Source organism: Clostridium sp. UBA7791 (assembly GCF_002480755.1).
GTDB lineage: Bacteria > Bacillota > Clostridia > Clostridiales > Clostridiaceae > Clostridium_J > Clostridium_J sulfidigenes.
In genome coordinates, this window is sequence record NZ_DLCT01000012.1 from 1 (window position 1) to 22,662 (window position 22,662).

Annotated in this window: 19 protein-coding genes, 9 tRNA genes, 1 other RNA gene and 1 other annotated feature; of the genes, 26 read left to right on the forward strand and 3 right to left on the reverse strand. The window is 29.2% G+C overall.

The features are described 5' to 3' along the window. Positions 1-85: 85 nt before the first annotated feature. The 14 genes from B3Z56_RS15310 (at position 86) to B3Z56_RS15375 (ending at position 10,895) form a co-directional block, all read left to right on the forward strand. A tRNA-Ile gene (locus tag B3Z56_RS15310) sits at positions 86-162 on the forward strand. Positions 163-167: 5 nt separating this feature from the next. After that, a tRNA-Ala gene (locus B3Z56_RS15315) sits at positions 168-243 on the forward strand. A gap of 131 nt (positions 244-374) precedes the next feature. Further along, entirely contained in the window at positions 375-878 is a 504-nt protein-coding gene (locus tag B3Z56_RS15320) for an HDIG domain-containing metalloprotein (protein ID WP_346849268.1), read from the forward strand. Positions 879-996: 118 nt separating this feature from the next. Then, positions 997-1,515 carry a 3H domain-containing protein gene (locus B3Z56_RS15325; RefSeq protein ID WP_150843600.1) on the forward strand — a complete coding sequence of 173 codons (519 nt, stop codon included), beginning with the start codon at positions 997-999 and terminating at the stop codon, positions 1,513-1,515. A gap of 17 nt (positions 1,516-1,532) precedes the next feature. Beyond that, positions 1,533-4,229 (forward strand): UPF0182 family protein, encoded by a 2,697-nt coding sequence (locus B3Z56_RS15330; protein WP_346879133.1) that lies wholly within the window; start codon positions 1,533-1,535, stop codon positions 4,227-4,229. Positions 4,230-4,342: 113 nt separating this feature from the next. Further along, a complete protein-coding gene (locus B3Z56_RS15335) occupies positions 4,343-5,734 on the forward strand; it encodes an FAD-dependent oxidoreductase (protein WP_346849266.1) in 1,392 nt (463 codons plus the stop codon). A gap of 11 nt (positions 5,735-5,745) precedes the next feature. Continuing rightward, positions 5,746-5,979, forward strand: coding sequence for a DUF1667 domain-containing protein (locus tag B3Z56_RS15340; RefSeq protein WP_035135636.1), 234 nt, complete (start codon positions 5,746-5,748; stop codon positions 5,977-5,979). A 61-nt stretch (positions 5,980-6,040) separates the two neighbouring features. Next, positions 6,041-6,243, forward strand: a binding site (T-box leader). A 65-nt stretch (positions 6,244-6,308) separates the two neighbouring features. Further along, entirely contained in the window at positions 6,309-7,589 is a 1,281-nt protein-coding gene (gene serS, locus B3Z56_RS15345) for a serine--tRNA ligase (RefSeq protein ID WP_346849265.1), read from the forward strand. Positions 7,590-7,672: 83 nt separating this feature from the next. Next, positions 7,673-7,763 (forward strand) — tRNA-Ser (locus B3Z56_RS15350). A 12-nt stretch (positions 7,764-7,775) separates the two neighbouring features. Next, positions 7,776-7,866, forward strand: a tRNA-Ser gene (locus B3Z56_RS15355). A 61-nt stretch (positions 7,867-7,927) separates the two neighbouring features. Further along, a tRNA-Ser gene (locus B3Z56_RS15360) sits at positions 7,928-8,018 on the forward strand. Between the two features lie 14 nt (positions 8,019-8,032). Further along, a tRNA-Ser gene (locus B3Z56_RS15365) sits at positions 8,033-8,123 on the forward strand. A gap of 136 nt (positions 8,124-8,259) precedes the next feature. Then, a tRNA-Arg gene (locus tag B3Z56_RS15370) sits at positions 8,260-8,334 on the forward strand. Positions 8,335-8,606: 272 nt separating this feature from the next. Then, positions 8,607-10,895: a methyl-accepting chemotaxis protein gene (locus tag B3Z56_RS15375; protein ID WP_346849264.1), complete on the forward strand. Its 2,289-nt coding sequence runs from the start codon at positions 8,607-8,609 to the stop codon at positions 10,893-10,895. Between the two features lie 16 nt (positions 10,896-10,911). Here B3Z56_RS15375 and B3Z56_RS15380 read toward each other — a convergent pair whose 3' ends face one another. Both B3Z56_RS15380 and B3Z56_RS15385 read right to left on the reverse strand, forming a co-directional pair. Continuing rightward, positions 10,912-11,799, reverse strand: coding sequence for a phosphatidylserine decarboxylase (locus B3Z56_RS15380; RefSeq protein WP_346849263.1), 888 nt, complete (start codon positions 11,797-11,799; stop codon positions 10,912-10,914). Between the two features lie 127 nt (positions 11,800-11,926). Then, positions 11,927-13,315: a pyruvate carboxylase subunit B gene (locus tag B3Z56_RS15385; protein WP_346849262.1), complete on the reverse strand. Its 1,389-nt coding sequence runs from the start codon at positions 13,313-13,315 to the stop codon at positions 11,927-11,929. A 297-nt stretch (positions 13,316-13,612) separates the two neighbouring features. Between B3Z56_RS15385 and B3Z56_RS15390 the strand changes: the two genes are divergently transcribed. From B3Z56_RS15390 to lgt, 4 genes are all read left to right on the forward strand, one after another. Continuing rightward, positions 13,613-13,689: transfer RNA gene (locus B3Z56_RS15390), tRNA-Arg, on the forward strand. A 59-nt stretch (positions 13,690-13,748) separates the two neighbouring features. Further along, positions 13,749-14,201: a tRNA adenosine(34) deaminase TadA gene (gene tadA, locus B3Z56_RS15395; protein WP_035134639.1), complete on the forward strand. Its 453-nt coding sequence runs from the start codon at positions 13,749-13,751 to the stop codon at positions 14,199-14,201. 2 nt (positions 14,202-14,203) lie between these two features. Continuing rightward, the gene (locus B3Z56_RS15400; RefSeq protein ID WP_035134638.1) at positions 14,204-14,428 is read left to right on the forward strand and encodes a (2Fe-2S)-binding protein; all 225 of its coding nucleotides are present in this window, start codon (positions 14,204-14,206) and stop codon (positions 14,426-14,428) included. Positions 14,429-14,477: 49 nt separating this feature from the next. Further along, positions 14,478-15,254, forward strand: coding sequence for a prolipoprotein diacylglyceryl transferase (gene lgt, locus B3Z56_RS15405; protein WP_346849261.1), 777 nt, complete (start codon positions 14,478-14,480; stop codon positions 15,252-15,254). Positions 15,255-15,339: 85 nt separating this feature from the next. Here lgt and B3Z56_RS15410 read toward each other — a convergent pair whose 3' ends face one another. Then, positions 15,340-16,035, reverse strand: coding sequence for a TIGR00266 family protein (locus tag B3Z56_RS15410; RefSeq protein WP_422653204.1), 696 nt, complete (start codon positions 16,033-16,035; stop codon positions 15,340-15,342). 173 nt (positions 16,036-16,208) lie between these two features. Here B3Z56_RS15410 and B3Z56_RS15415 point away from each other — a divergent pair. The 8 genes from B3Z56_RS15415 to B3Z56_RS15450 all read left to right on the forward strand — a co-directional run bounded on the left by B3Z56_RS15415 (position 16,209) and on the right by B3Z56_RS15450 (position 22,257). Beyond that, positions 16,209-16,298 (forward strand) — tRNA-Ser (locus B3Z56_RS15415). A 2-nt stretch (positions 16,299-16,300) separates the two neighbouring features. Then, positions 16,301-16,566: signal recognition particle sRNA large type (gene ffs, locus B3Z56_RS15420), an RNA gene on the forward strand. 283 nt (positions 16,567-16,849) lie between these two features. Then, entirely contained in the window at positions 16,850-18,484 is a 1,635-nt protein-coding gene (dnaX, locus tag B3Z56_RS15425) for a DNA polymerase III subunit gamma/tau (protein WP_346879134.1), read from the forward strand. Positions 18,485-18,574: 90 nt separating this feature from the next. Beyond that, a complete protein-coding gene (locus tag B3Z56_RS15430) occupies positions 18,575-18,913 on the forward strand; it encodes a YbaB/EbfC family nucleoid-associated protein (RefSeq protein WP_150843612.1) in 339 nt (112 codons plus the stop codon). A 14-nt stretch (positions 18,914-18,927) separates the two neighbouring features. Beyond that, positions 18,928-19,524 carry a recombination mediator RecR gene (gene recR / locus B3Z56_RS15435; RefSeq protein ID WP_150843613.1) on the forward strand — a complete coding sequence of 199 codons (597 nt, stop codon included), beginning with the start codon at positions 18,928-18,930 and terminating at the stop codon, positions 19,522-19,524. Between the two features lie 219 nt (positions 19,525-19,743). After that, positions 19,744-20,025, forward strand: coding sequence for a DUF2508 family protein (locus B3Z56_RS15440; RefSeq protein WP_346879135.1), 282 nt, complete (start codon positions 19,744-19,746; stop codon positions 20,023-20,025). Between the two features lie 106 nt (positions 20,026-20,131). Continuing rightward, positions 20,132-20,392 (forward strand): pro-sigmaK processing inhibitor BofA family protein, encoded by a 261-nt coding sequence (locus tag B3Z56_RS15445; RefSeq protein ID WP_198028598.1) that lies wholly within the window; start codon positions 20,132-20,134, stop codon positions 20,390-20,392. Positions 20,393-20,562: 170 nt separating this feature from the next. Then, positions 20,563-22,257: a M3 family oligoendopeptidase gene (locus tag B3Z56_RS15450; protein ID WP_346879136.1), complete on the forward strand. Its 1,695-nt coding sequence runs from the start codon at positions 20,563-20,565 to the stop codon at positions 22,255-22,257. Positions 22,258-22,662: the final 405 nt, after the last annotated feature.

Consider the following 22,662-nt stretch of genomic DNA (forward strand, 5'->3'; position numbering starts at 1 on the left):
TACCGAACACGAAGGTTAAGCATCAAGAGGCCGATAGTACTGCACGGGAAGCTGTGTGGGAGGGTAGGTTGTTGCCAGGTCATTTGGATCTTTAGCTCAGTTGGTTAGAGCAACCGGCTCATAACCGGTAGGTCCGGGGTTCGAGTCCCTGAAGGTCCACCATATTTGGGGGTATAGCTCAGCTGGGAGAGCACCTGCCTTGCACGCAGGGGGTCAAGGGTTCGAATCCCTTTATCTCCACCAAAAGCAATCTAAATAGATTGCTTTTTTTTTATATTTATATTACTTAATTAACTATTATATTATTGTTTTAATTAAGTATATAATAATGTAAAGTAATTAAAAAAATTCATTGCAAAGATGGTGTAATTAGTATGAATAGAGTTAAACAATTTATTAATTGTGTATTTGCAAAAATAACTAAAAAAGATATGGAGTTTATTAATAATTATTTAGATGAGAATGAAAAAAAATTACTGTATAAACTCCCGGTTTATGATTTGAAACATTCAGTTAATGTAGCTAGAGATATATATACAAATGAATCTGAAGAAGAAATTAAAAAGAATAATCTTAATCATAAAGAAATTGTAAAATCAGCTATATTACATGATGTCGGTAAAATTAATACTCCTCTAAATGTAATAGATAAATCTATTTTAGTCTTATTAAATAACATTACAAAAACAAAAATAAAAAAATATAGTGATAGAAATTCTAAGATATATATATTCTATAATCATGGAGAAGAAGGTTATAAAATTTTAAAAGAAAAAGGATATGATAAAGAATTTTTGAATATTATAAGAAATCATCATAATTATAAAATACAAAATAAATGGCTAGATATTTTACGAAAGTATGATGATAGAAATTAATACATATAATTAATATAAGTAAATAAATATTTAATAATGAAAGAAAAAATACAATAATATACATGGGTATATGATATACTATTATTTAAATAATATATGTTTATACATGGAGGGGATTATGACAAGCGCAAAGAGAAGAGAAAAAATAAAGAATCTATTAATACAATCTCAAGAACCTGTAAAAGGTCAGATATTAGCAGAAATGTTTGAAGTTACTCGTCAAATTATAGTTAAGGATATAGCTATTATAAGAGCTGAAGGGGTAGATATAATATCTACGCCGAAAGGATATATGGCTTTAAAGGAAAATATCAATAGCATAAAGAAAGTTATAGCTGTTAATCATGGAAGGGAAGAAGTAAAAAATGAACTTGAGACTATTGTTAAATATGGTGCAATTGTAGAAGATGTAATAGTTGAACATCCTCTTTATGGAGAAATAAGAGCTATGCTTATGCTTAAAAATATGATGGATATTGAAAATTTTTATAGTAATTTTAAGCAGTATGAAGCTGAACCTTTAAGCGCATTAACAAATGGAGTTCATCTTCATACAATAATATGTGAAAATGATAGAGTTTTATCAAATATAGTAGAGGAATTAAATAAAAAAGGATTTTTGATTAAAGAATTATAAGAAGGGGTGTAAATATTTTGAAGAAGAAAGCTATGGGGAGTATAGTTTCTATCATAATAATTATATTACTTTTCACTGTTGCTGGAATAAATATAATAGTTGACTATCAATGGTTCAGTGAATTGGGATATATTTCTATATATTTTACTAAGTTATTATCTATAATGAAACTAATGGTTCCCACATTTTTAGTAATATTTATTGGAATAACATTATATTATAAAAGTTTAATACCTAATATTAGAAAGTTAAAAGAGATAGTAGAAATTGATAAAGTTAAAGAGAAAAAAAGGTTTAAAATCTTTTTAGGAATAAATTTTATTATATCTTTATTCTTTTCTTTTAGTTTTGCAAATATATATTGGTACAAAATATTAGAATTTACCAACTCTACAAAGTTTAATGTTAATGATCCTATATTTGATAAGGATATATCATTTTTTACATTTAAGTTACCCTTAATACAATCTTTATATAGTAGTATGATTTCATTATTAGTTTTACTTGTAATAGCTACTTTTATAATTTATATTATTTTAAATGTTAAGGATAAGATTAATAATCACTTTGATAGATCAGATAAGGTTGTAAATTTTAAATCTATGACTAGTGGTATAACAAGTTTTGCAGGAAAACAACTTGCAGTGATAGCTGCATTACTTATGTTAGTTATATCTTTAGGATATATGATAAAAGGATGGAACTTAGCATATTCTCCTAGGGGTATAGTTTTTGGAGCAAGTTATACAGATGTAAACGTATCTTTAAAATTTTATAAAGTGATTTCCATAGTTTCAATTATTTTTGCTGTATTAATATTCTTAAGTATATTGTTTAAAAAAGTTAAACCAATAATATTTTCAGTAATAGTAGTATTTGTACTGATGATTGGGGAAAGTGTTGCAGCAGGAGTTGTTCAACAATTTATTGTTAACTCCAATGAAAAAACATTGGAAAAACCTTATATATCCAAGAATATTGAGTATACTAATATGGCTTATAACATTGATGAAATAGATGAAAATAATTTTGAAATAAAGAATGATTTAGATGCTACAGGTATAAAACAAAATAAAGATATAATTGAAAATATTAAGGTTAATGCATATCGACCTGCTTTAGAATTTTATAATCAATTTCAATATATAAGATATTATTATAAGTTTAATGATATAGATATTGATAGATATAATATTAATGGAAACTATAATCAAGTATTTATAGCACCGAGAGAAATTGATTTTGAAAAGTTAGATGAAAATTCTATTACTTGGCAAAATAGACATTTATCGTATACCCATGGATATGGGGTTGTTATGAGTAAGGTTAACTCGGTAACAAGTGAAGGACAACCTGATTTTATTATGAGCAATATACCTATTGAAAATGAAACGGATATTTCATTAGAGAATCCAAGGATATATTTTGGTGAGAACACTAATGATTATAGTATAGTAAATACAAAGCTTGGAGAAATTGATTATCCAATAGGTGGGGAAAATGCTACTAATAATTATGACGGTAATGCTGGTATATCCATGAGTTATCTAAACAGAATTATATTTGCTATTAAAGAACAAAATAGTAAATTTTTATTATCCCAAGATATAACTAGTGATAGTAAAATTCTACTTCATAGAAATATAGTAGAAAGAGTTAATAAAGTTGCACCTTTTTTAAGATATGATGAAGACCCATATGTAGTTATAAACAATGATAGGCTTTATTGGATTATAGATGCATATACTGTAAGCGACAAGTTCCCATTTTCACAACCTATGGGAGATATAAATTATATTAGAAATTCAGTTAAAGTTATAATTGATGCATATGATGGAACAACAAAGTTTTATATAACAGATAATACAGATCCTATAGTTGCAACCTATGCTAAGATATTTCCTAAGCTATTTACAGACTTAAGTACTTTACCAGATGAAATTAAAGCTCACTTTAAATATCCTCAAGATTTATTTGCAATTCAGAGTGAAATGTTGTCTAAGTACCATGTTTCAGATCCTGGAGTTTTCTACAATGGAGATGATATATGGTCTATAGCTAGTGATGTAGCTACAATTGAAGGTGATGAAGTAAAATCCGAAGCTTCATATGTTACTACTAAATTAGCTGGAGAAGATAAAGAAGAGATGGTTATTTTAGAGTATTTTAATACAAAAGATAGAGATAATATGGTAGGTATGTTTGGTGTTAGAATGGATGGAGATAATTATGGAAAAATGTTTTTATATAAATTTCCAACTGGAGGAACAATATATAGCCCAATGTTATTTAAACAAAAAATAAACCAGGATCCAGAAATATCTAAACAATTATCACTTTGGGACACTAAGGGTTCTCAGGTTCAATTTGGAGAAGTTTTAATAATACCAATAGGAAACTCCTTGTTATATGTAGAACCTCTTTATTTGAGAGCTTCTGGTGAAAATAGCATACCTGAAATGAAAAATGTCATAGTTGGTTACGGAGATAAACTAATACTTGAAAAAGATATAGGAACTGCTATTACTAAGATGTTTAATCTAGAGGCTGAGGGAGAAAATAATAAACAAGAAGGAAATTTAAATTCCGATTATTTAGGAAAATTAAAAGAAGCATATACAAATGCTATTGAATCTCAAAAAAATGGAGACTGGGCAAAGTATGGTGAGTATATAAATCAAATAGGAAAATTAATTGACGAATTATCAAAATAAATTTATATAAATAACATGACTAGCTGCTCTAGAGCTTTCGTAGTAAAATGGAAGATAGAGTGGCTAGAATAATTTATATAAAGTAGTAATAACATGCATAGGTGGAGGAAATTATGGATTATGATGTATTGATATTAGGTGGAGGAATTATAGGTTGTGCTATAGCTTATGAATTGTCAAAATATAACCTTAATATTGCAGTTATAGAAAAAGATTATGATATATGTAATGATACACCTTCTATAAACACAGCAACAATATATGATGGACTAGAATGTGAGGATGAATTATCATCTAAGCTAATTAGAAAAGGCAATTTATTAATGGAGGAGTATGCATTAAGATTTAAAGTTCCATATAATAGGTGTGGAACCTTATATATAGCAAGAAATGAAATTCAGGCTATAAGTATTGATAAAATGTATGAAAGAGCTAAAGCAAAAAAAATAGATGATGTAAAACTTCTTATAGGAAAAGAAATATTGGAGTATGAACCTAATATAGAAGGAAATATAATAAAATCAATATATATACCTAATACAGGAGTAATAAGCTCATATGATTTAGCTTTAGCTTATGGTGAAATTGCTTTTGATAATGGAGTTAACTTTAGATTACAAGAAGAGGTTGAATCTATAAATAGTATAAATAAAGGATTCAAGATAAAAACAAGTAAAAATAAATTTACTTGTAAGATAGTTATTGATACAACTAAAGATAAAAATCTACAATTAGTTAATGAGAATAATAAAGAGGATGATAAAGGGAAATATATGAAATATGTGGTTATTGATAAGCCTTATGAAAAGTTATATTCTAACATAATTTTTGATGTAAGAGAAAATGAAAGAATATATATAAGACCTACAATTAACAATGAAACAATAGGGGCTTATAGTAACTATAAAAATGTTCACTATGATAAAGTTATTGAAAAGATAAAACCTCTTACTAAAGAAATTAGTGAAAATGATATAAAAGTAGTAAGAGATTGGCGCCTTTTTGATGAACCCATTATTATACAAGATGATATTATTAACAGTGGGTATATAAATATTAAGGTTAATCATTATGCTAAGGTTACAATAACTCCATATTTAGCTTTGAACATATCAAAAATAGTAGTTGAAAAGTTAAATTGTAAATTTAAAAAGGATTTTAATGATAAGAGAAGGGAATATTTTAGATTTAAAAATCTATCAAATGAAGAAAGAAATAAAATTATTAAATTAGACAGTAAGTATGGACGTATTATATGTCAGTGTGAAAGAGTTAGCGAAGGTGAGATTGTAGACTCTATTAGAAGACCTTTAGGAGCTAGAACAGTAACCGGGGTAAAAAGGAGAACAGGAGCGGGATTTGGAAGTTGTGATGGGTGTTACTGCAAGGATAAAATAATTGAAATTTTGGCAAGAGAAATGGATAAAAGAGTTACAGAAGTGGTTAATAATTCAAAGGATTCAACCATTTTATTATCAAGAATAAAAGAATTTGATGAAATGTGAGGTAATAAAAAGTGAAGGATAAGGATATATTAACAACTATAGTGAGAGTAAAAGGATCTGCAGAGCGTAGGGTAGTTTCAGTAAAGAGTAGCGAACCTATAGATAAAAGTTTATGGCTTGAATGCTCTAAGTGTCTAAGTAGAATATATGTAGGACCACAGACATCAGAAGGAGATGTTATATGTAAGAATATACTTAATACAGGTGTAGATATAGTATGTACTAAATATGCCTACAAAAATTAATATTAATATTGACAAAAAATATGTTAGGGAATAATATAGACATATATTTAATGAAATAAATTATAAACCATTGAAGAGAATAGTAGTACTAATCATATATGTAAGAGAGTCAGTGTTTGGTGTAAACTGATATATATATTATTACGAATCCGCCTCTGAGGGACTGTGATGAGCAGTACGGCATTAAGTTTGTCGTTAAATTTGTGAGTGGAATAATTAATTTTATTCAATTAGGGTGGTAACACGGAGTCTTTCGTCCCTTAGGTGGGGTGAGAGGCTTTTTATTTATATCAAAATATAATTATAAGAAAAGGGTAGGAGGAATAACAATGATAGACTTAAAGAAAATAAGAAATAATCCAGATGAAATTAAAGTAAAAATGGAAAATAGAGGAGAGAGTTTTGATTTATCACTTATAGATGAAGTTGTAGAGCTTGACCAAAAGAGACGTAATATATTAATAGAAGTAGAAGAATTAAAAAATAAAAGAAATAAAACTTCTGCAGAAGTTCCTAAGTTAAAAAAACAAGGTATAGATGTATCAGAAACTATGAAGGAAATGAAACAACTTTCAGATACAATAAAAAATTATGATTTGGACTTAAATGAAATAGATCAAAGAATAGAATATATAATGATGAGGATACCTAATATACCTCATGATTCAGTTCCAAATGGTAGTGATGATGAGGATAATGTTGAAATTAAAAAGTGGGGAGAGATAAGAAAGTTTGATTTTAATCCTAAAGAACACTGGACTATAGGTACAGAAAATAATTTATTGGATTTTGAAAGAGCTGGAAAAATTACAGGGTCTAGATTTACTGTTTATAAGGGACTTGGAGCAAGATTAGAAAGAGCATTAATAAATTATTTTTTAGATACTCATACTGGTAGAAATGGATATGATGAAATACTTCCTCCATATATGGTAAATAGAAATAGTATGACTGGAACAGGTCAGTTACCTAAGTTCGAAGAAGATGCTTTTAAAGTTAGTGATACAGATTATTTTTTAATACCTACAGCAGAAGTACCTGTAACTAATATTTACAGAGATGAAATCCTTGAAGGAGATAAACTTCCGATAAAATATGCAGCATATAGTGCATGCTTTAGGTCAGAAGCTGGATCTGCTGGAAGAGATACTAGAGGATTAATTAGGCAGCACCAGTTTAATAAAGTAGAATTAGTTAAATTTACAAAAGAAGAAGAATCATATGATGAACTTAATAAATTAGTTCAAGATGCAGAAAGTGTGTTACAAGGATTAGGACTTCCATATAGGATTGTAAAAATATGCAGAGGAGATTTAGGGTTTACTGCTGCTTTAAAATATGATATTGAGGTTTGGATGCCAAGTTATAATAAGTATGTAGAAATATCAAGCTGTAGCAACTTTGAAGATTTCCAAGCAAGACGTGCTAATATAAAATATAAAGATGACCCAAAAGCTAAACCTAAATTTGTTCATACAGTAAATGGTTCAGGGGTTGCTATAGGAAGGGCTTTAGCTGCAGTTCTTGAGAATTATCAAAATGAAGATGGTAGTGTTACAGTACCAGAGGTATTAAGAACATATATGGGGTGTGAAAAGATAACTAGATAAAAAAATTAGAATTTATATAAAAGTTTTTCAAAAAAATATTGACACAAGGGCTATTTCTTGATAGAATAACCCTTGTAGGAAATGGAGAGATGGTCGAGTTGGTTTAAGGCACCGGTCTTGAAAACCGGCGTACGTGTGAGCGTACCTAGGGTTCGAATCCCTATCTCTCCGCCATATTTTTAAATTGGAGAAATACTCAAGTGGCTGAAGAGGCGCCCCTGCTAAGGGCGTAGGTCGGGTAACCGTCGCGAGGGTTCAAATCCCTCTTTCTCCGCCATTTAAAAATAACCTATGAAAATTAAATATTTAAAATCGGAGTATGATTTTAATAATTCTACGGAGAGATGGTCGAGTTGGTTTAAGGCACCGGTCTTGAAAACCGGCGTACGTGTGAGCGTACCTAGGGTTCGAATCCCTATCTCTCCGCCATTTTTTTATTTTTTGGAGAAATACTCAAGTGGCTGAAGAGGCGCCCCTGCTAAGGGCGTAGGTCGGGCAACCGTCGCGAGGGTTCAAATCCCTCTTTCTCCGCCAAGATATATTTAAAAATCGGATTCTTAAGAATTCGATTTTTTTTTGGACTCAATAAGATATAATAAAATCAAAAAAATAATTATTGAAATCATGAGGATTCTATGTTATTATGTAATAGTTATTTAAATAACCTTTTGGGGTGTTAGTTAAATGGATATAACATACGGCTACGGACCGTATATTGCGGGTTCGATTCCTACACACCCTGCCATATTTAGTCATTGCAGTTAATTTGCAATGGCTTTTTTATTTTTATATAAATATATAAGAGGGATATGATAAATTTCGACTTTAAATGTAGGGAAATGCATATATAATATTTATATAACGAGTTTATGTGTGTAAATTATTATATAATTTAACTAATTTGATTATAGATAAATATATTTAATGTTAGTTACATAATATGTATAATCTGTATTTAGTATAAATTTTTATGCACGATAATTACTATATAAATTATTAATATATGGGGGTATATTTATGATTAAAAGAAAGTCTGATAAGACTTTAAAAAAAAGGAAACATAGTTCATTTAATTTAAAAAGTACATCTCAAAATATAAGCAAAAGTATTAAGAATGCATTTAGCAAAATTACAATTAGACATAAAAACTCCATTAGTAAAAAAATTAGAAATAGTAACAAAATAGATAAGGATAAAATTAATGATATAAGTAACAATATAAATAGTATAAAATCTACAGCTAAGGTTTATAAAGAAGGAAAATTACAGGTTGAAGGAACTAGTGTTAAAAGAAAAATATTAATTAGTATGATAGGTCTTACAATAGTATCAATGATAATAACTAGTACAATTATGTACATAAACTCTTCAAAGACGATTTCCAGTCAGAGTACAGAAAATATGGAGGGTATAACTACATCATCTATACAAACCATATCTGTTATGATGGATAAAGTTACTAATGAGGCTTTTGCTCTATCAAATTCTAAGGATAATCTTAATATCCTATTAAATTATGCTCAGAAAAAAAATAGTAAAGAAGATATTAAAAATATAAATGAAGGCTTTAAGTCATATATATCTGGTAATAAACATGTAGACAGAATATCATTAGTTAGCCCAGAAGGTGATATAGTAGCTGATAGTGAAGAATCCTTAGTTGGAGCTAATGAAGTTGATAATTCTTATCACAGTACTAGTTCTAGTGGGGGTAAGTGGATAAGTAATACAATTAAATCCGTTGCTGGTGATAAAGGAGTTTTAGTATTTACGTATCCTGTATTAGATGAAGATAACTATAGTAAATGTGTAGGATATATAGCATTACATGTTTATGCTGAGAGTTTTTCTACTTATATTGAAAATATAAAAATTGGACAGATAGAAAATAGTTATGCATATCTAATTGATGAAAAAGGAAATATAATATATCATCCAAACAAAGAAAAAATTGGGCAAACAATAGATATACCTGAAATAAAGGATATAGTAGATAAGGCTATGAAGGGAAGTAATGTAGAAGTTGGATCAGTAGAATATAGGATAAATGGCAATAAAGTAATGTCATCTTTTGGATTAGTACCTAGGACAAATTGGACTATGGTTATAGATGCTAATAGTAATGAAATAAGAAAACCGGTAATAGCAATGGTTAAACAAATAGCATTAGTAGCATTAGCTATAGTTATTATAGGTTCTATTATAATAATGGTAATGGCAAATGTAATTATAAATCCTATAGTTACTGTTGCCGCTTTGGTTAATAAAACAGCTAAGTTAGATTTAACTAATGATAATTTAGCTATAATTAAGTCTAAGGATGAAATAGGTCTTATATATAGATCTATTATAAATATGAGGGAAGTGTTAAGGGAAGTTGTTGGAGATATTGCAGCAACTACTGAAGTATTAACTAATAACGCTAATATAGTAGAAGAATCTACAGAGTCATTAAAAATTAAAGCAGATGAAACATTATTTGAAACTGAAAGTGTATCATCTGGTATAGAAGAAACATCAGCAACTTCTCAAGAAATTGCTGCATCTTCTACTGAAATGATTAAGAGTGTACAGAATATAGCTAGTGAAGCATTAGAAGGATATGAAATAACTAAGGATATTCTTAAGAGAGCTCAGGGCATAAAAGCTAGTGCTATAGACTCTAAAGAAAAATCCAATGATATTTATAATAGTGTAAAAAGTGAGTTGGAAGTTGCTATAACAAGTTCTAAGGAAGTTAAGCAGATTGATAAGTTAGCTGATTCTATACTTAAGATAACTCAACAAACTAATTTATTAGCTTTAAATGCTGCAATAGAAGCTGCTCGTGCAGGAGAAGCAGGAAGAGGGTTCTCTGTAGTTGCAGATGAAGTTAGAAAGTTAGCTGAAGAGTCTGGTAAAACAGCAGCAGATATACAAAGAATAGTTAAAATAGTAAATAAATCTGTAGAAGAATTGGCTCTTAGTGCTGGGCGCATGAGCAATTTCATAGAACAACAAGTAATTAATGATTATGATAAAAATATAGAGCAAGGAGCTTTATACGAAAAAGATGCAGATCAATTCAACAACTTTATGAATGAGTTTAGCAGTGAAGCTGCAGTACTAAATCAAGCTATAGAAGGAATTGTTACTGCCATAGATGAAGTATCAGTAACTGTTACAGAGGGAGCTATGGGAGTATCATCTATATCATCTAAAACTATGGATATAGTAGGAAATATTGAGAGTATAAAAAGTACTGCTATAGAAAACAAGGAAAATGCAGATAAATTAAATAATACTACACTTAAGTTTAGATTATAAAAATAGGAGTAAGAATTTAAATTCTTACTCCTATTTTTTCTCCCATATATACAGAGGTTTCTACTCCTAAATTGCTTTGATAACATATATCTTCATCTAATTTTAATATATGTTCCTTTAGTATAATTATAACTGTTGAGCCACCAAACTTAAAATACCCTTTTTCATCTCCACGGTTAATTTTGGATGATGAGGAGTAGGTTTGAATAATAGAACCAACAAAGGTAGCACCTACTTCTATGTAGATAACATCATCAAAATTATCACTTTTTAGAATACTATACTCTCTTTTATTTTCTGAAAAAACCTTACTTATATTTTCAAGAGCTACGGGGTTAACTGAGTAATATTTACCCTTTATAAATGTGGATTTAGAACAAGTTCCGGAATCAACAAAGTGAAATCTGTGATAATCAGTTGGGCATAATCTAAATATTAAACAAGTACCATTAGAATAATTCTTACTTAATTCTTCATTTTGCAATAACTCATTAAGGGTATATTTAAATCCTTTAACTGTAAAGCTAGAATTCTCATCAATTTTTTCTATAGCTAATAGCTTACCATCGCAGGGAGAGATAAATGATTCATCATCTTTACAGATATTACGACTGTATTTTGAAAGTTTTCTATAAAAAAAGTCATTAAAGGAGCTATATTCATCTATATTTTTTTCATATTCATCTATATTTATGTTGAATCTATCTATAAAGGGGTGTATATATTTTTTACTAAACTTACTATCGCAGCCCATTCCATAGAGCTTACTTAAGAATTTTCCACTTGCAATTTTGGGTATAAAAGTTTTAGCAACTGGGTTACTGTACATAAAATTAAGTATATCTCCACCAGCTACATTTTCTTCACAATAGGTCTTATTTTTTCTATCATAGTATTTTATCATAATATCAACTCCAGATTTATCTTAAATTTAACATAATGATATTATAACAGAAAATATATCAGGTATATAAAGATATCTCCAATTAAGATATAATAATGTATCTTAATTGGAGATATTTAAATAAGTTTTATATTACTTCACTATTAGTTAGTTTCCTCATATCATCATTAGATGGCTTTTCACTTCTCTTTTTAAAGAACTCTTCGGCTATTTGTGGGAAGGCTAAGTAAGAAAGAATATCTTCTTCGCTAGTTGTTATATTTTTCAGTTCTTCTTTTGTCTTTTGGAATGCTGGTTCTAAAGTATCAGCATATCTTCCTTCAATAGGAGTATCATTTCCAAGAGCTTTTTTAAGAACTGCTTCATTTATTTCCCCAGGAGCCTTACCATATTCTCCTCTACAATAAGCTTTAACCTCTTTAAGAACCATTTTATATCTTTCACCAGTTAATACATTAACTGTAGCTTGAGTTCCAACCATTTGACTCATTGGAGTAACAAGTGGAGGGAATCCTAAGTCTTCTCTTACTTTAGGAACTTCTGCAAGAACTGCATCAAGCTTATCAATAGAATTTTGAGCTTTAAGTTGAGAAATCATATTAGATAACATTCCTCCAGGTATTTGGTTTGTAAGTCCTTCAGGCTGAGGAGTTAATACCTTTGGATCTAGTAATCCATCTTCTAAAACTTTTGATCTAACTGGTTTAAAGAAATTATTAATTTGAGTTAAGGTACCTATATTAAGACCTGTTTCAAATCCAGCAGTTTCTAGTGCATGATGCATAGATTCTGTTGGAGGTTGAGCAGTACCACTAGAGAATGAAGAAATTGAACAGTCAATTCCATCTACACCAGCTTCTGCAGCTTTAAAGTAAGCCATTTCAGCAATACCATTTGTACTGTGAGAGTGTAAAAATACTGGAATTTTAACAGTTTCCTTTATACTCTTAACTATGTCATATGCTATAGAAGGCATTATAAGGCCAGCCATGTCCTTTATACAAATAGAGTTTGCCCCCATATTTTCAAGTTGTTTTGCCAGTTTAGTATAGTTTTTAACATCATGAATTGGACTTACAGTATAAACTATAGTTCCTTGTGCATGAGCACCTTGCTTTATAGTTTCATTCATAGCAACTTCTATATTAGCAAAGTCATTTAATGCATCAAATATTCTTATTATATCCATACCGTGATAAACAGACATTTTAATAAATTCTCTAACTACGTCATCTGGATAGTGTTTATATCCTAAAATATTTTGTCCTCGCAATAACATTTGAAGAGGGGTTTTAGTAACTATTTTCTTTATGTTCTTTAATCTCTCCCATGGATCCTCATTTAAATATCTTAAGCAAGAGTCAAAGGTTGCTCCACCCCAACACTCTAATGAATAATATCCTGCATCATCTAAATCTTTAAGAATAGGTGCAAAATCTTCAAAAGGAAGTCTTGTTGCAATAAGAGATTGATTTGCATCTCTTAGAACTGTTTCGGTTATGTTAATCTTCTTCATTATAAAATCACCTCTGAATTTTTTGTTGCAAAATCACAATATATTAGTATTTTAACATAGATTCAAATAAAAATCTGCAATAAATCATTTATTTTTCTGACAAATATATAAAGTTAAAAGATTTTTTATATTATGTGCATATAATCATGAAAATAATAAATTCTATAGATATATTATTTTTAAATAGTTTATATAGGTTGATTAATTAACATTAAGAGAATGGGTTCATAGTAAAATATAGATATTAATCTATTGACGAAGAATAAATATATTATTATAATAAAGATTAGGTAATATGCGCCCGTAGCTCAGCAGGATAGAGCATCCCCCTCCTAAGGGGAAGGCCGGAGGTTCGACTCCTCTCGTGCGCACCAAAACTTAGTAAGGCTTGCTTTACTAAGTTTTTTTTATATATAATAAAGAGGAGTAAGTTATGGATAATTATTTTTTACAACAAGCAATTATTGAAGCTAAAATTGCAAAGAGTAAAAATGAAGTTCCGGTGGGAGCAATAATAGTAAAAAACAATAAAATAATAGCTACAGGTCATAATATAAAGGAAAATACCAATGATCCTACTAACCATGCAGAAATTATTGCAATAAAAAAAGCATCAGAAGCTATAGGAGATTGGAGACTTAATGAATGTGATATGTATGTTACATTAGAACCATGTCCTATGTGTGCTGGTGCTATTGTTCAAAGCAGAATAAAAAGGTTATATATTGGAACTTTTGACCCCAGAGCTGGTGGATGTGGCTCAGTATTTAATATTACTCAAAGTGGAAATTTAAATCATTGGGTTAATATTAAGTGGCTCTATAATGAAGAATGTAGTAATTTACTACAAGAGTTTTTCAAAGAAAAGAGAAAGGAGAAACTGTAAAGATGGAAGAACAAGCAAAACAGGAGGCATTAAGACAGGCTGTACTAGATAAACATACTAAAGTTTGTATCTGTAAAGTAGTATCTAGAGCAGCTATAAAGAAGGCAATAGCTGATGGAGCTAAATCTTTTGAAGACGTAAAAAAGGCAACAGGGGCTGGAACAGGAAGTTGTAAGGGAACGAGATGTAAACATACTATAGAAGAATTACTAAAAGAATACAAATAATTAATTATATAGATTATAATAATATAAAAAGGATTAAGGAGGGGAATAGATGAATCCAGTAGCCATAAGTATATTTGGATTAGATGTTATGTGGTACGGAATTGTAATATGCTCAGGTACCATGTTAGCGCTTTTATTAAGTCAATATACCTGTAAATTAAAAGGGATAAATTATGATGATGTATTAACTATATTCTTAATTGCATTTCCAATTTCCATAATTGGTGCAAGACTTTATTATGTATTATTCGAGTTTGGATATTATAAGGATAATTTGATGGATATATTTAATATTAGACAAGGTGGCCTTGCTATTCATGGAGGACTAATTGCAGCAGTAATAGTTGTATATATATGTACAAAGAGAAAAAGTATAAAGCTTTCATCCGCACTAGATATGACAGCACCATGTATTATATTAGCCCAAGCCATTGGAAGATGGGGGAATTTCTTTAATCAAGAGGCACATGGTGGACCTGTAACAGAAGCTTTTATAAGTAAGTTTCCGGAGTTCATACAAAGTGGTATGAATATAAATGGAACTTACTATCATCCTACATTTTTATATGAATCAATTTGGAATTTAGTAGTGTTCTTTATACTATTCTATATGTTACACAAGGTTAAAAAGAATGGAGTTGTATTTTTAACTTATATAGGACTATATTCTATAGGAAGATTTTTTATAGAAGGACTTAGAACAGACAGCTTAATGATGTTTGGGCTTAGAACAGCTCAAATTGTAAGTATTATAGGAGTACTTATATGGATTGTAGGGCTTATAATAATATACAGAAGGAAGAATAGTACAATTACACATATTTAAAAAATTAAACCTTTTAGATAATAAGATATTTTTTGTAAATATTGATTATCTAAAAGGTTATTTTTATTTGGCACTATGAAGATATTTAATCTCTTAAATTAGTGCTACCGGTATTAAGATAAAAAGACAATTTACCTGCTAAATTTTGAAGAGGCATAGTTTGAAGGTATACTTTTCCGGGGCCTGTTAGTGTTGTTAAAAATAAGCCTTCACCACCAAAGAATATGTTTTTTAGTCCCTTAACCATTTCAATATCAAAATTTACACTTGGTTCAAAAGCAGCTACATGGCCGGTATCTACTTTTATTCTTTCTCCAGGATTTAAGTTAAGCTCTTCAACATGACCATCAAATTCTAAAAGAACTGTTCCAGGACCGGTTATTCTTTGAAGGATAAAACCCTCGCCACCAAATAAGCCGCTAGAAAATCTTTTTTTAAAATGAATATTAAGACTTACAGAATCTTCAGCTGCCATGAAAGCACCTTTTTGACAAATTATAGATTCATTAGATTGGAGCTCTTTAGCCATTATTCTACCTGGCACAGAACAGGGGAATGCTATTTTTCCTACATTTCCTGAGCAAGTAAAGGTATTTAAAAATAAGCTTTCGCCTGATAGAGATCTTCCTATACTTTTAAATAGGCCACCTTTCATGTTAGAGTCCATAATTATATTGTCACTCATCCAACCCATAGCTCCTGATTCAGAGACAATTTTATCTCCACTATTTAGGTAACAGATAGCTACTGGCATGGAACCACCTTTAATTTCATAATTAATCATAAACAACTACCTCCATTCATATTATTTTATGATAAGTATATATATATTATTAATTTAAATTGAAAACTTTGTTAATCCTAATGAGATTATACTACAATTGGAATATATTTTTAAATAAGTTTTACTTGAAAGTAATGATTTTAAATAGTATAATAATGAATACACGATATGGAGAGATGTCCGAGTGGTCGAAGGAGCACGCCTGGAAAGCGTGTATAGGGGCAACTCTATCAGGGGTTCAAATCCCCTTCTCTCCGCCATGTCGTACTAGATGGGGAGTTAGCGGTGCCCTGTAACCTGCAATCCGCTACAGCAGGATTGAATTCCTTGCTGAGGTATCAATTTGTATGGTCTGGCCTATATAAGTGGCGTTGATAACTGGGTCCCACGCAATGGAAACTCATGAACCTCGTCAGGTCTGGAAGGAAGCAGCGATAAGTGAGACCTTCCATGTGCCGTGGATTAACCTGGTTTGAGTTAACTGTATAGGTAACGCATATAAACTGATTATCGAAGCAAGGTGTACGACTTTATTTTTTATTTAAGATGTTAAAGACATCTTTTTTTTTTATCCTTTTTTAAATAATTAATTTGAAATATAAATTAAATGAGTTAGTTTATATTGAAATATTTTAGAAAAACTAGATATATATAATTGATTACTTAATATAAGTTAGTAAAGAATATAGAATATAACTATGAGAAGTATTATAATAGATAAGATAAGAATTATTTTTGAGTAGAATAAATAATTAATAAGTATTGTAGATATATATTTATTTAGAAATTTTAATGTAAGGAGTGAGGATACATGGGATATAAAGCACTTTATAGAGAGTGGAGACCTAAATTATTTAGCGACGTAGTTGGACAGCAGCATATAACTACAACGCTTAAAAATGCCATAAAAAGCGATAGGATAGCTCATGCATACTTACTATGCGGAACTAGAGGAACGGGTAAAACTTCAACAGCAAAGATACTTGCAAAGGCAATAAATTGTTTAAACCCTATAGAAGGTGAACCATGTAATGAATGTGAAATGTGTAAAAGTATAAACCAAGGTACAGCTATAGATGTAACAGAGCTAGATGCAGCATCTCACAACAGTGTTGATAATATAAGGGATATTATAGATGATGTTCAATATCCACCACAAGAAGCTAAGTATAAGGTATTTATCATAGATGAGGTTCACATGCTATCCATTGGTGCAGTTAATGCATTTCTTAAGACATTAGAAGAACCACCAAGTAGAGTAATTTTTATATTAGCAACTACTGATCCTCAAAAGCTTCCTATAACAATATTATCAAGATGTCAAAGGTTTGATTTTAAGAGAATAAGTAGTGAAAATATATTTTTAAGGTTAAAACAAATAACTGATTCATTATCAGTAAACATTGAAGAAGGTAGCTTAAGATTATTATCTAGAATGTGTGATGGAGCAATGAGAGATGCTTTATCAATATTAGATCAAGCTATATCAATAAACAATGTAGTTAGATATGAGGATTTAGTAGATATGTTAGGAATAACTACTAATGACAGCATGGTGACTATAGTAGATAATGTTATAAATCGAGATACAGAGGGATGCATAAGAGTAGTAAATAAATTAATATTGGATGGAAAAGATATTAACTTACTAATTAGAGATTTGATTACTCATATGAGAAATCTATTAATGATAAATGTAAGTAATAATTTAGAAGATGTATTGGATATGTCTATTGAAAACATAGAAAGTATAAAAAATCAAAGCACTAGAATTAGAGTAGAGGAAATCATGAGGTGTATAAGTATACTTCAAGAAGCTGAAGATAGTTCTAAGGGTACAAAGCAGGCTAGAATATATTTAGAACTAGCAATAATAAAAATGTGTAAGATAAAATATGATACTTCCATGGAAACTATATTAGCTAGACTGAATAGATTAGAGGATAAAATTGCATCAGGGAATATTACAGTACAAAGTGCAATAAAAGAAGCAAAGGAAATAAGACCAGAAATAAATCCAAGTATAAATAAAGTTGAAACAAGCAAACCAGTAGAGCTTAATAATGAAAATATAGAATTACCAATTGCAGCAGGAGAAAGTAAGCTAAATGTTGAAATTATTAGAAAGTCTTTTAAAGATATTCAAAATATCCTTAAGCAAAAAAATAATATGGTAATAGCTACAGCGTTAATGATGGGAAAAGTTCAGAAATTCAAGAATGGAGTTATTACCGTCGGCTTTACAAAGGAATATAATTTTCATAAACAAAGACTTGAAAGAGAAGAATATAGAAAGATTATAAATGATATATTCTCAGAGGTATTAGATGAGAAGGTTCATGTTACTTATGAAATAGAAAATGATAATATAAATAGGGAAGTTAATAAAGAAAAAATACTATCAGATATATTTCCTGAGGCATTAGTGGAAATATGTGATGAATAAAATTTAAAGGTTTTAATAAATTGATGGTTACATTATAATATAATATTATATACTAGTTATAATGAAATATAATTTTTAGGAGGTATTACAATGGCAAAAGGCGGATTTCCAGGAATGGGTGGAAATATGAATAACTTAATGAAGCAAGCACAAAAACTACAAAAACAAATGGAGGAAGCTCAGAAAGATTTAGAAACTAAAGAGTTTGAAGCATCTGTTGGTGGTGGAGCTGTAACAGTAAGAGTATCTGGTAAAAAAGAATTAAAAGATATAATAATCAAACCAGAAGTAGTTGATCCAGATGATGTAGAAATGTTACAAGATTTAGTTTTAACAGCTGTAAATGAAGCTTTGAAGAAAGCAGAAGAAGAAACTAATTCATCTATGGGAAAACTAACTGGTGGACTTAATATACCGGGAATGTTTTAATAGAGGTGACTAATTTGGATTTTTATCCTATAGCTATAGAAAAACTAATTGAGGAATTTGGAAAGCTACCGGGGATAGGGAGTAAAACTGCTCAAAGACTTACATTGCATGTTTTAAATCTTCCTAAAGATGAGGTTGAAGAATTTGCTAATGCATTAGTGAAGGCAAGAGGTACAATAAAGTATTGTTCAATATGTGGAAATTTTACTGATAGCGATCCATGTGCTATATGCTCAAATCCTAACAGAGATAAAAGTACAATATGTGTAATTGAGCAACCTAAAGATATAATGACCATTGAAAAAGTCAGAGAATTTAATGGGGTATATCATGTACTTCATGGCACAATATCTCCAATGCAAGGTAGAGGACCAGATGACATAAAGTTAAAAGAATTGATAACTAGGGTAAATAATGATTTAAAGGAAATCATCGTTGCAACAAATCCTAACATAGAAGGTGAAGCAACTGCCATGTATATATCAAAAATATTAAAACCTTTTGGAGTTAAAGTTACAAGAATAGCTCATGGAATTCCAGTAGGTGGAGATTTAGAATATGCAGATGAAGTTACTTTATCTAAAGCCCTAGAAGGTAGAAAAGAAATATAATTATTTATACAGGAGACTTGTGAGAATAACTGATATATTTTCACAAGTCTTTTTTATGCCATGACTACCAGCTCTAGTACTTCATCCTCTTCAAAATGGGAGTAAACCATCCTCTGAAGCAAATAACTCTGTTTATATAACATACAATTCAAATAACAAGTATATCTCATCCATTATATGTCAAAAATATATTTAAGTATATATAATGGAGGTATTATTATGAACAGAGATAAAATAATAGAGACTATACTAACTAAGAATATTTATACGCCTGAGCAGCGTGAAATAATCAAAGGAATACAGGACTCAATAGCGGAAATTGAAGTTGCTAGAAGTTGCTTCGATAATGTTAGTGATAAAAGTTTAATAGATATATCTATATATAAAGAAGATGAAGCTAAAGCTAAATATGTATATTTTCTAAACCAAGCAAAGCAAAGTGGAATAACAGTGAGTGTTGATTGTATGATAGAAGAATTAAATTATTGCAATAAGTGGTAATATAAAGTAAAATAACTAATAAATTTATTAATAGATAAAATTATTTAAGAATTAAGCATAAGATTTTATTTTAATGATTACTAAAATAATTTTAATTATAAGGGGGATGAATATGCCAAACATTATATTTTTTATAATAGCTATAGTTGCAATATTTATAATTGGTAAAATATTTGCATGGCCACTAAAGGTTCTATTAAACTTAATTGTTAATGGAATAGCTGGGGGTATATTATTGTGGTTAATAAATTTAGTAGGTGGAAACTTTGGACTAGTAATACCTATTAATGCAATAACAGCACTTATAGCTGGAATACTTGGTATACCAGGGGTGTTATTCTTAATAATATTGAATTATCTTAGATAGGGAAAAGGGAGTGTGGTAAAATAACTTTTTAATAAGTTAGTAGCTACGCTCCTTTTTTAAACTGATGGATATAATTGAGGAAATTAATATATAAATTTAAAAAAACAAAAAATGTATTTACAGAATATTTTTAAAATGGTAGAATTTATTTATCAAATGGGGGTGTATGTATGGGATTTAATGAATTTAAATATGAAAGACCAAATTATGAAAAAATAAAAGAAAAATTAATGGGTCTAATAGATAAAACAAATGAGAGTAACAGTATAATCGAAGTTAAAGAGCTTATTAATGAAATTAATGAAATTAGAAATGAAATGGTTACTTTAGGTACTATAGCTAGCATAAGATATAGTATAAATACGGAGGATGAGTTTTATAGTAAAGAAAGAGAATATTGGGATGAATATGATCCTCTATATAACGAAATAAACTCAGAATTTTATAAAGTTATTGTAAATGGTAAATTTAGGTTAGAATTAGAAAAAGAATTTGGAAAACAGTTCTTTAGTATAGCAGAATATAATATAAAATCATTTTCTAAAGAAGTAATAAAGGATTTACAATTAGAAAATAAACTATCATCAGAATATAGTAAACTTATAGCTTCAGCTAAAATTATGTTTGAAGGCGAAGAAAGAAACTTATCTGGATTAACTCCATTTATATTGTCAGAAGATAGAGATATGAGAAGACGTGCTAGTGAAGCTAAGTATAAGTTCTTTACAGATAATGAAACAGAAATAGATAGATTATATGATGAGATGGTTAAGGTTAGAACTACTATAGCACATAAGCTTGGATTTAAAAACTTTGTAGAACTTGGATATGTGAGAATGTTAAGAACTGACTACAATTCAGAAATGGTAAGTAAATTTAGAGATCAAGTAAAAGATTATATAGTACCGATAGCAAATAAACTATATAAAAGACAAGTAGAAAGGTTAGAGTTAGATCAACTTAAATATTATGATGAAAAGTTTGAATTTTTAACTGGAAATGCTAAACCTAAAGGAAATCCGGAATGGATAGTTAATAATGGTAAAAACATGTATTCTGAACTTTCAGCTGAAACTAAAGAATTTTTTGATTTCATGATAGAAAATGACTTAATGGATTTAGTTACTAAAAAGGGCAAGCAAGGTGGCGGATACTGTACTTATATACCAAACTATCAATCACCGTTTATATTTTCAAATTTTAATGGTACTTCAGGAGATGTAGATGTATTAACTCATGAAGCTGGTCATGCATTCCAATGTTATAGAAGTAGATGGATTTCTATTCCAGAATGTAACTTCCCAACTTATGAGAGTTGTGAGATTCACTCAATGAGCATGGAATTTTTCACTTGGCCATGGATGAAACTTTTCTTTGAAGATGAAGAAGCTAAATATAAATACTCTCATTTAGGAGATGCTATTAAATTTATTCCTTATGGTGTAACAGTAGATGAATTCCAGCACTTTGTATATGAGAATCCAGATGTTACGCCAGATGAAAGGAAAAAGGCATGGAGAAATATTGAGAAAAAATATCTACCTCATAAAAATTATGAAGAATGTGATTTCTTAGAAAGAGGTGGATGGTGGTTCCAACAGGCACACATATTTAATAGTCCATTTTATTATATAGATTATACGCTAGCTCAAATATGTGCTCTTCAATTTTGGAAAAAAGATCAAGATAATCATGAACAAGCATGGGAAGATTATTTAAGATTATGTAATGTTGGAGGTACAATGTCATTTGTAAATCTAGTTAAACATGCTAATTTAATTTCACCATTTGAAGAAGGATGCGTAAGCTCAGTAACTGGTGAGATAGATAAATACTTAGGAAGTATAGATGATAAAAATCTTTAATAGTAAGTTAAATGATGTAGTGATGAATACAATCACTACATCATTTTTTTATGATAATGTATTTGATAGATAGGTATACTTCTAAAAAAGAAAATTACAGTAGTCAATATATAGCAAGGTTTTATAGAAGAAAATATATAAATATTTATATAGGTTACCTTTTATATATTTAACTATTTAGCTATTTAACTAGTTAACTAGTTAAATAGTTGTTTTATTCATGCGGGTTTCAAGGGAATTAGTATTTTGATAATAAGACTAAATACATTATAATAAGTAGCAGTAATAATGATATTGTTGTGTGCTTACCTATAATAAAAATTAAAATTAATATACTATATTTTAAATAAATAGTAAAAATAATAGAATATAAACTAATACTTTACCTAGTGTATCAATATTAGG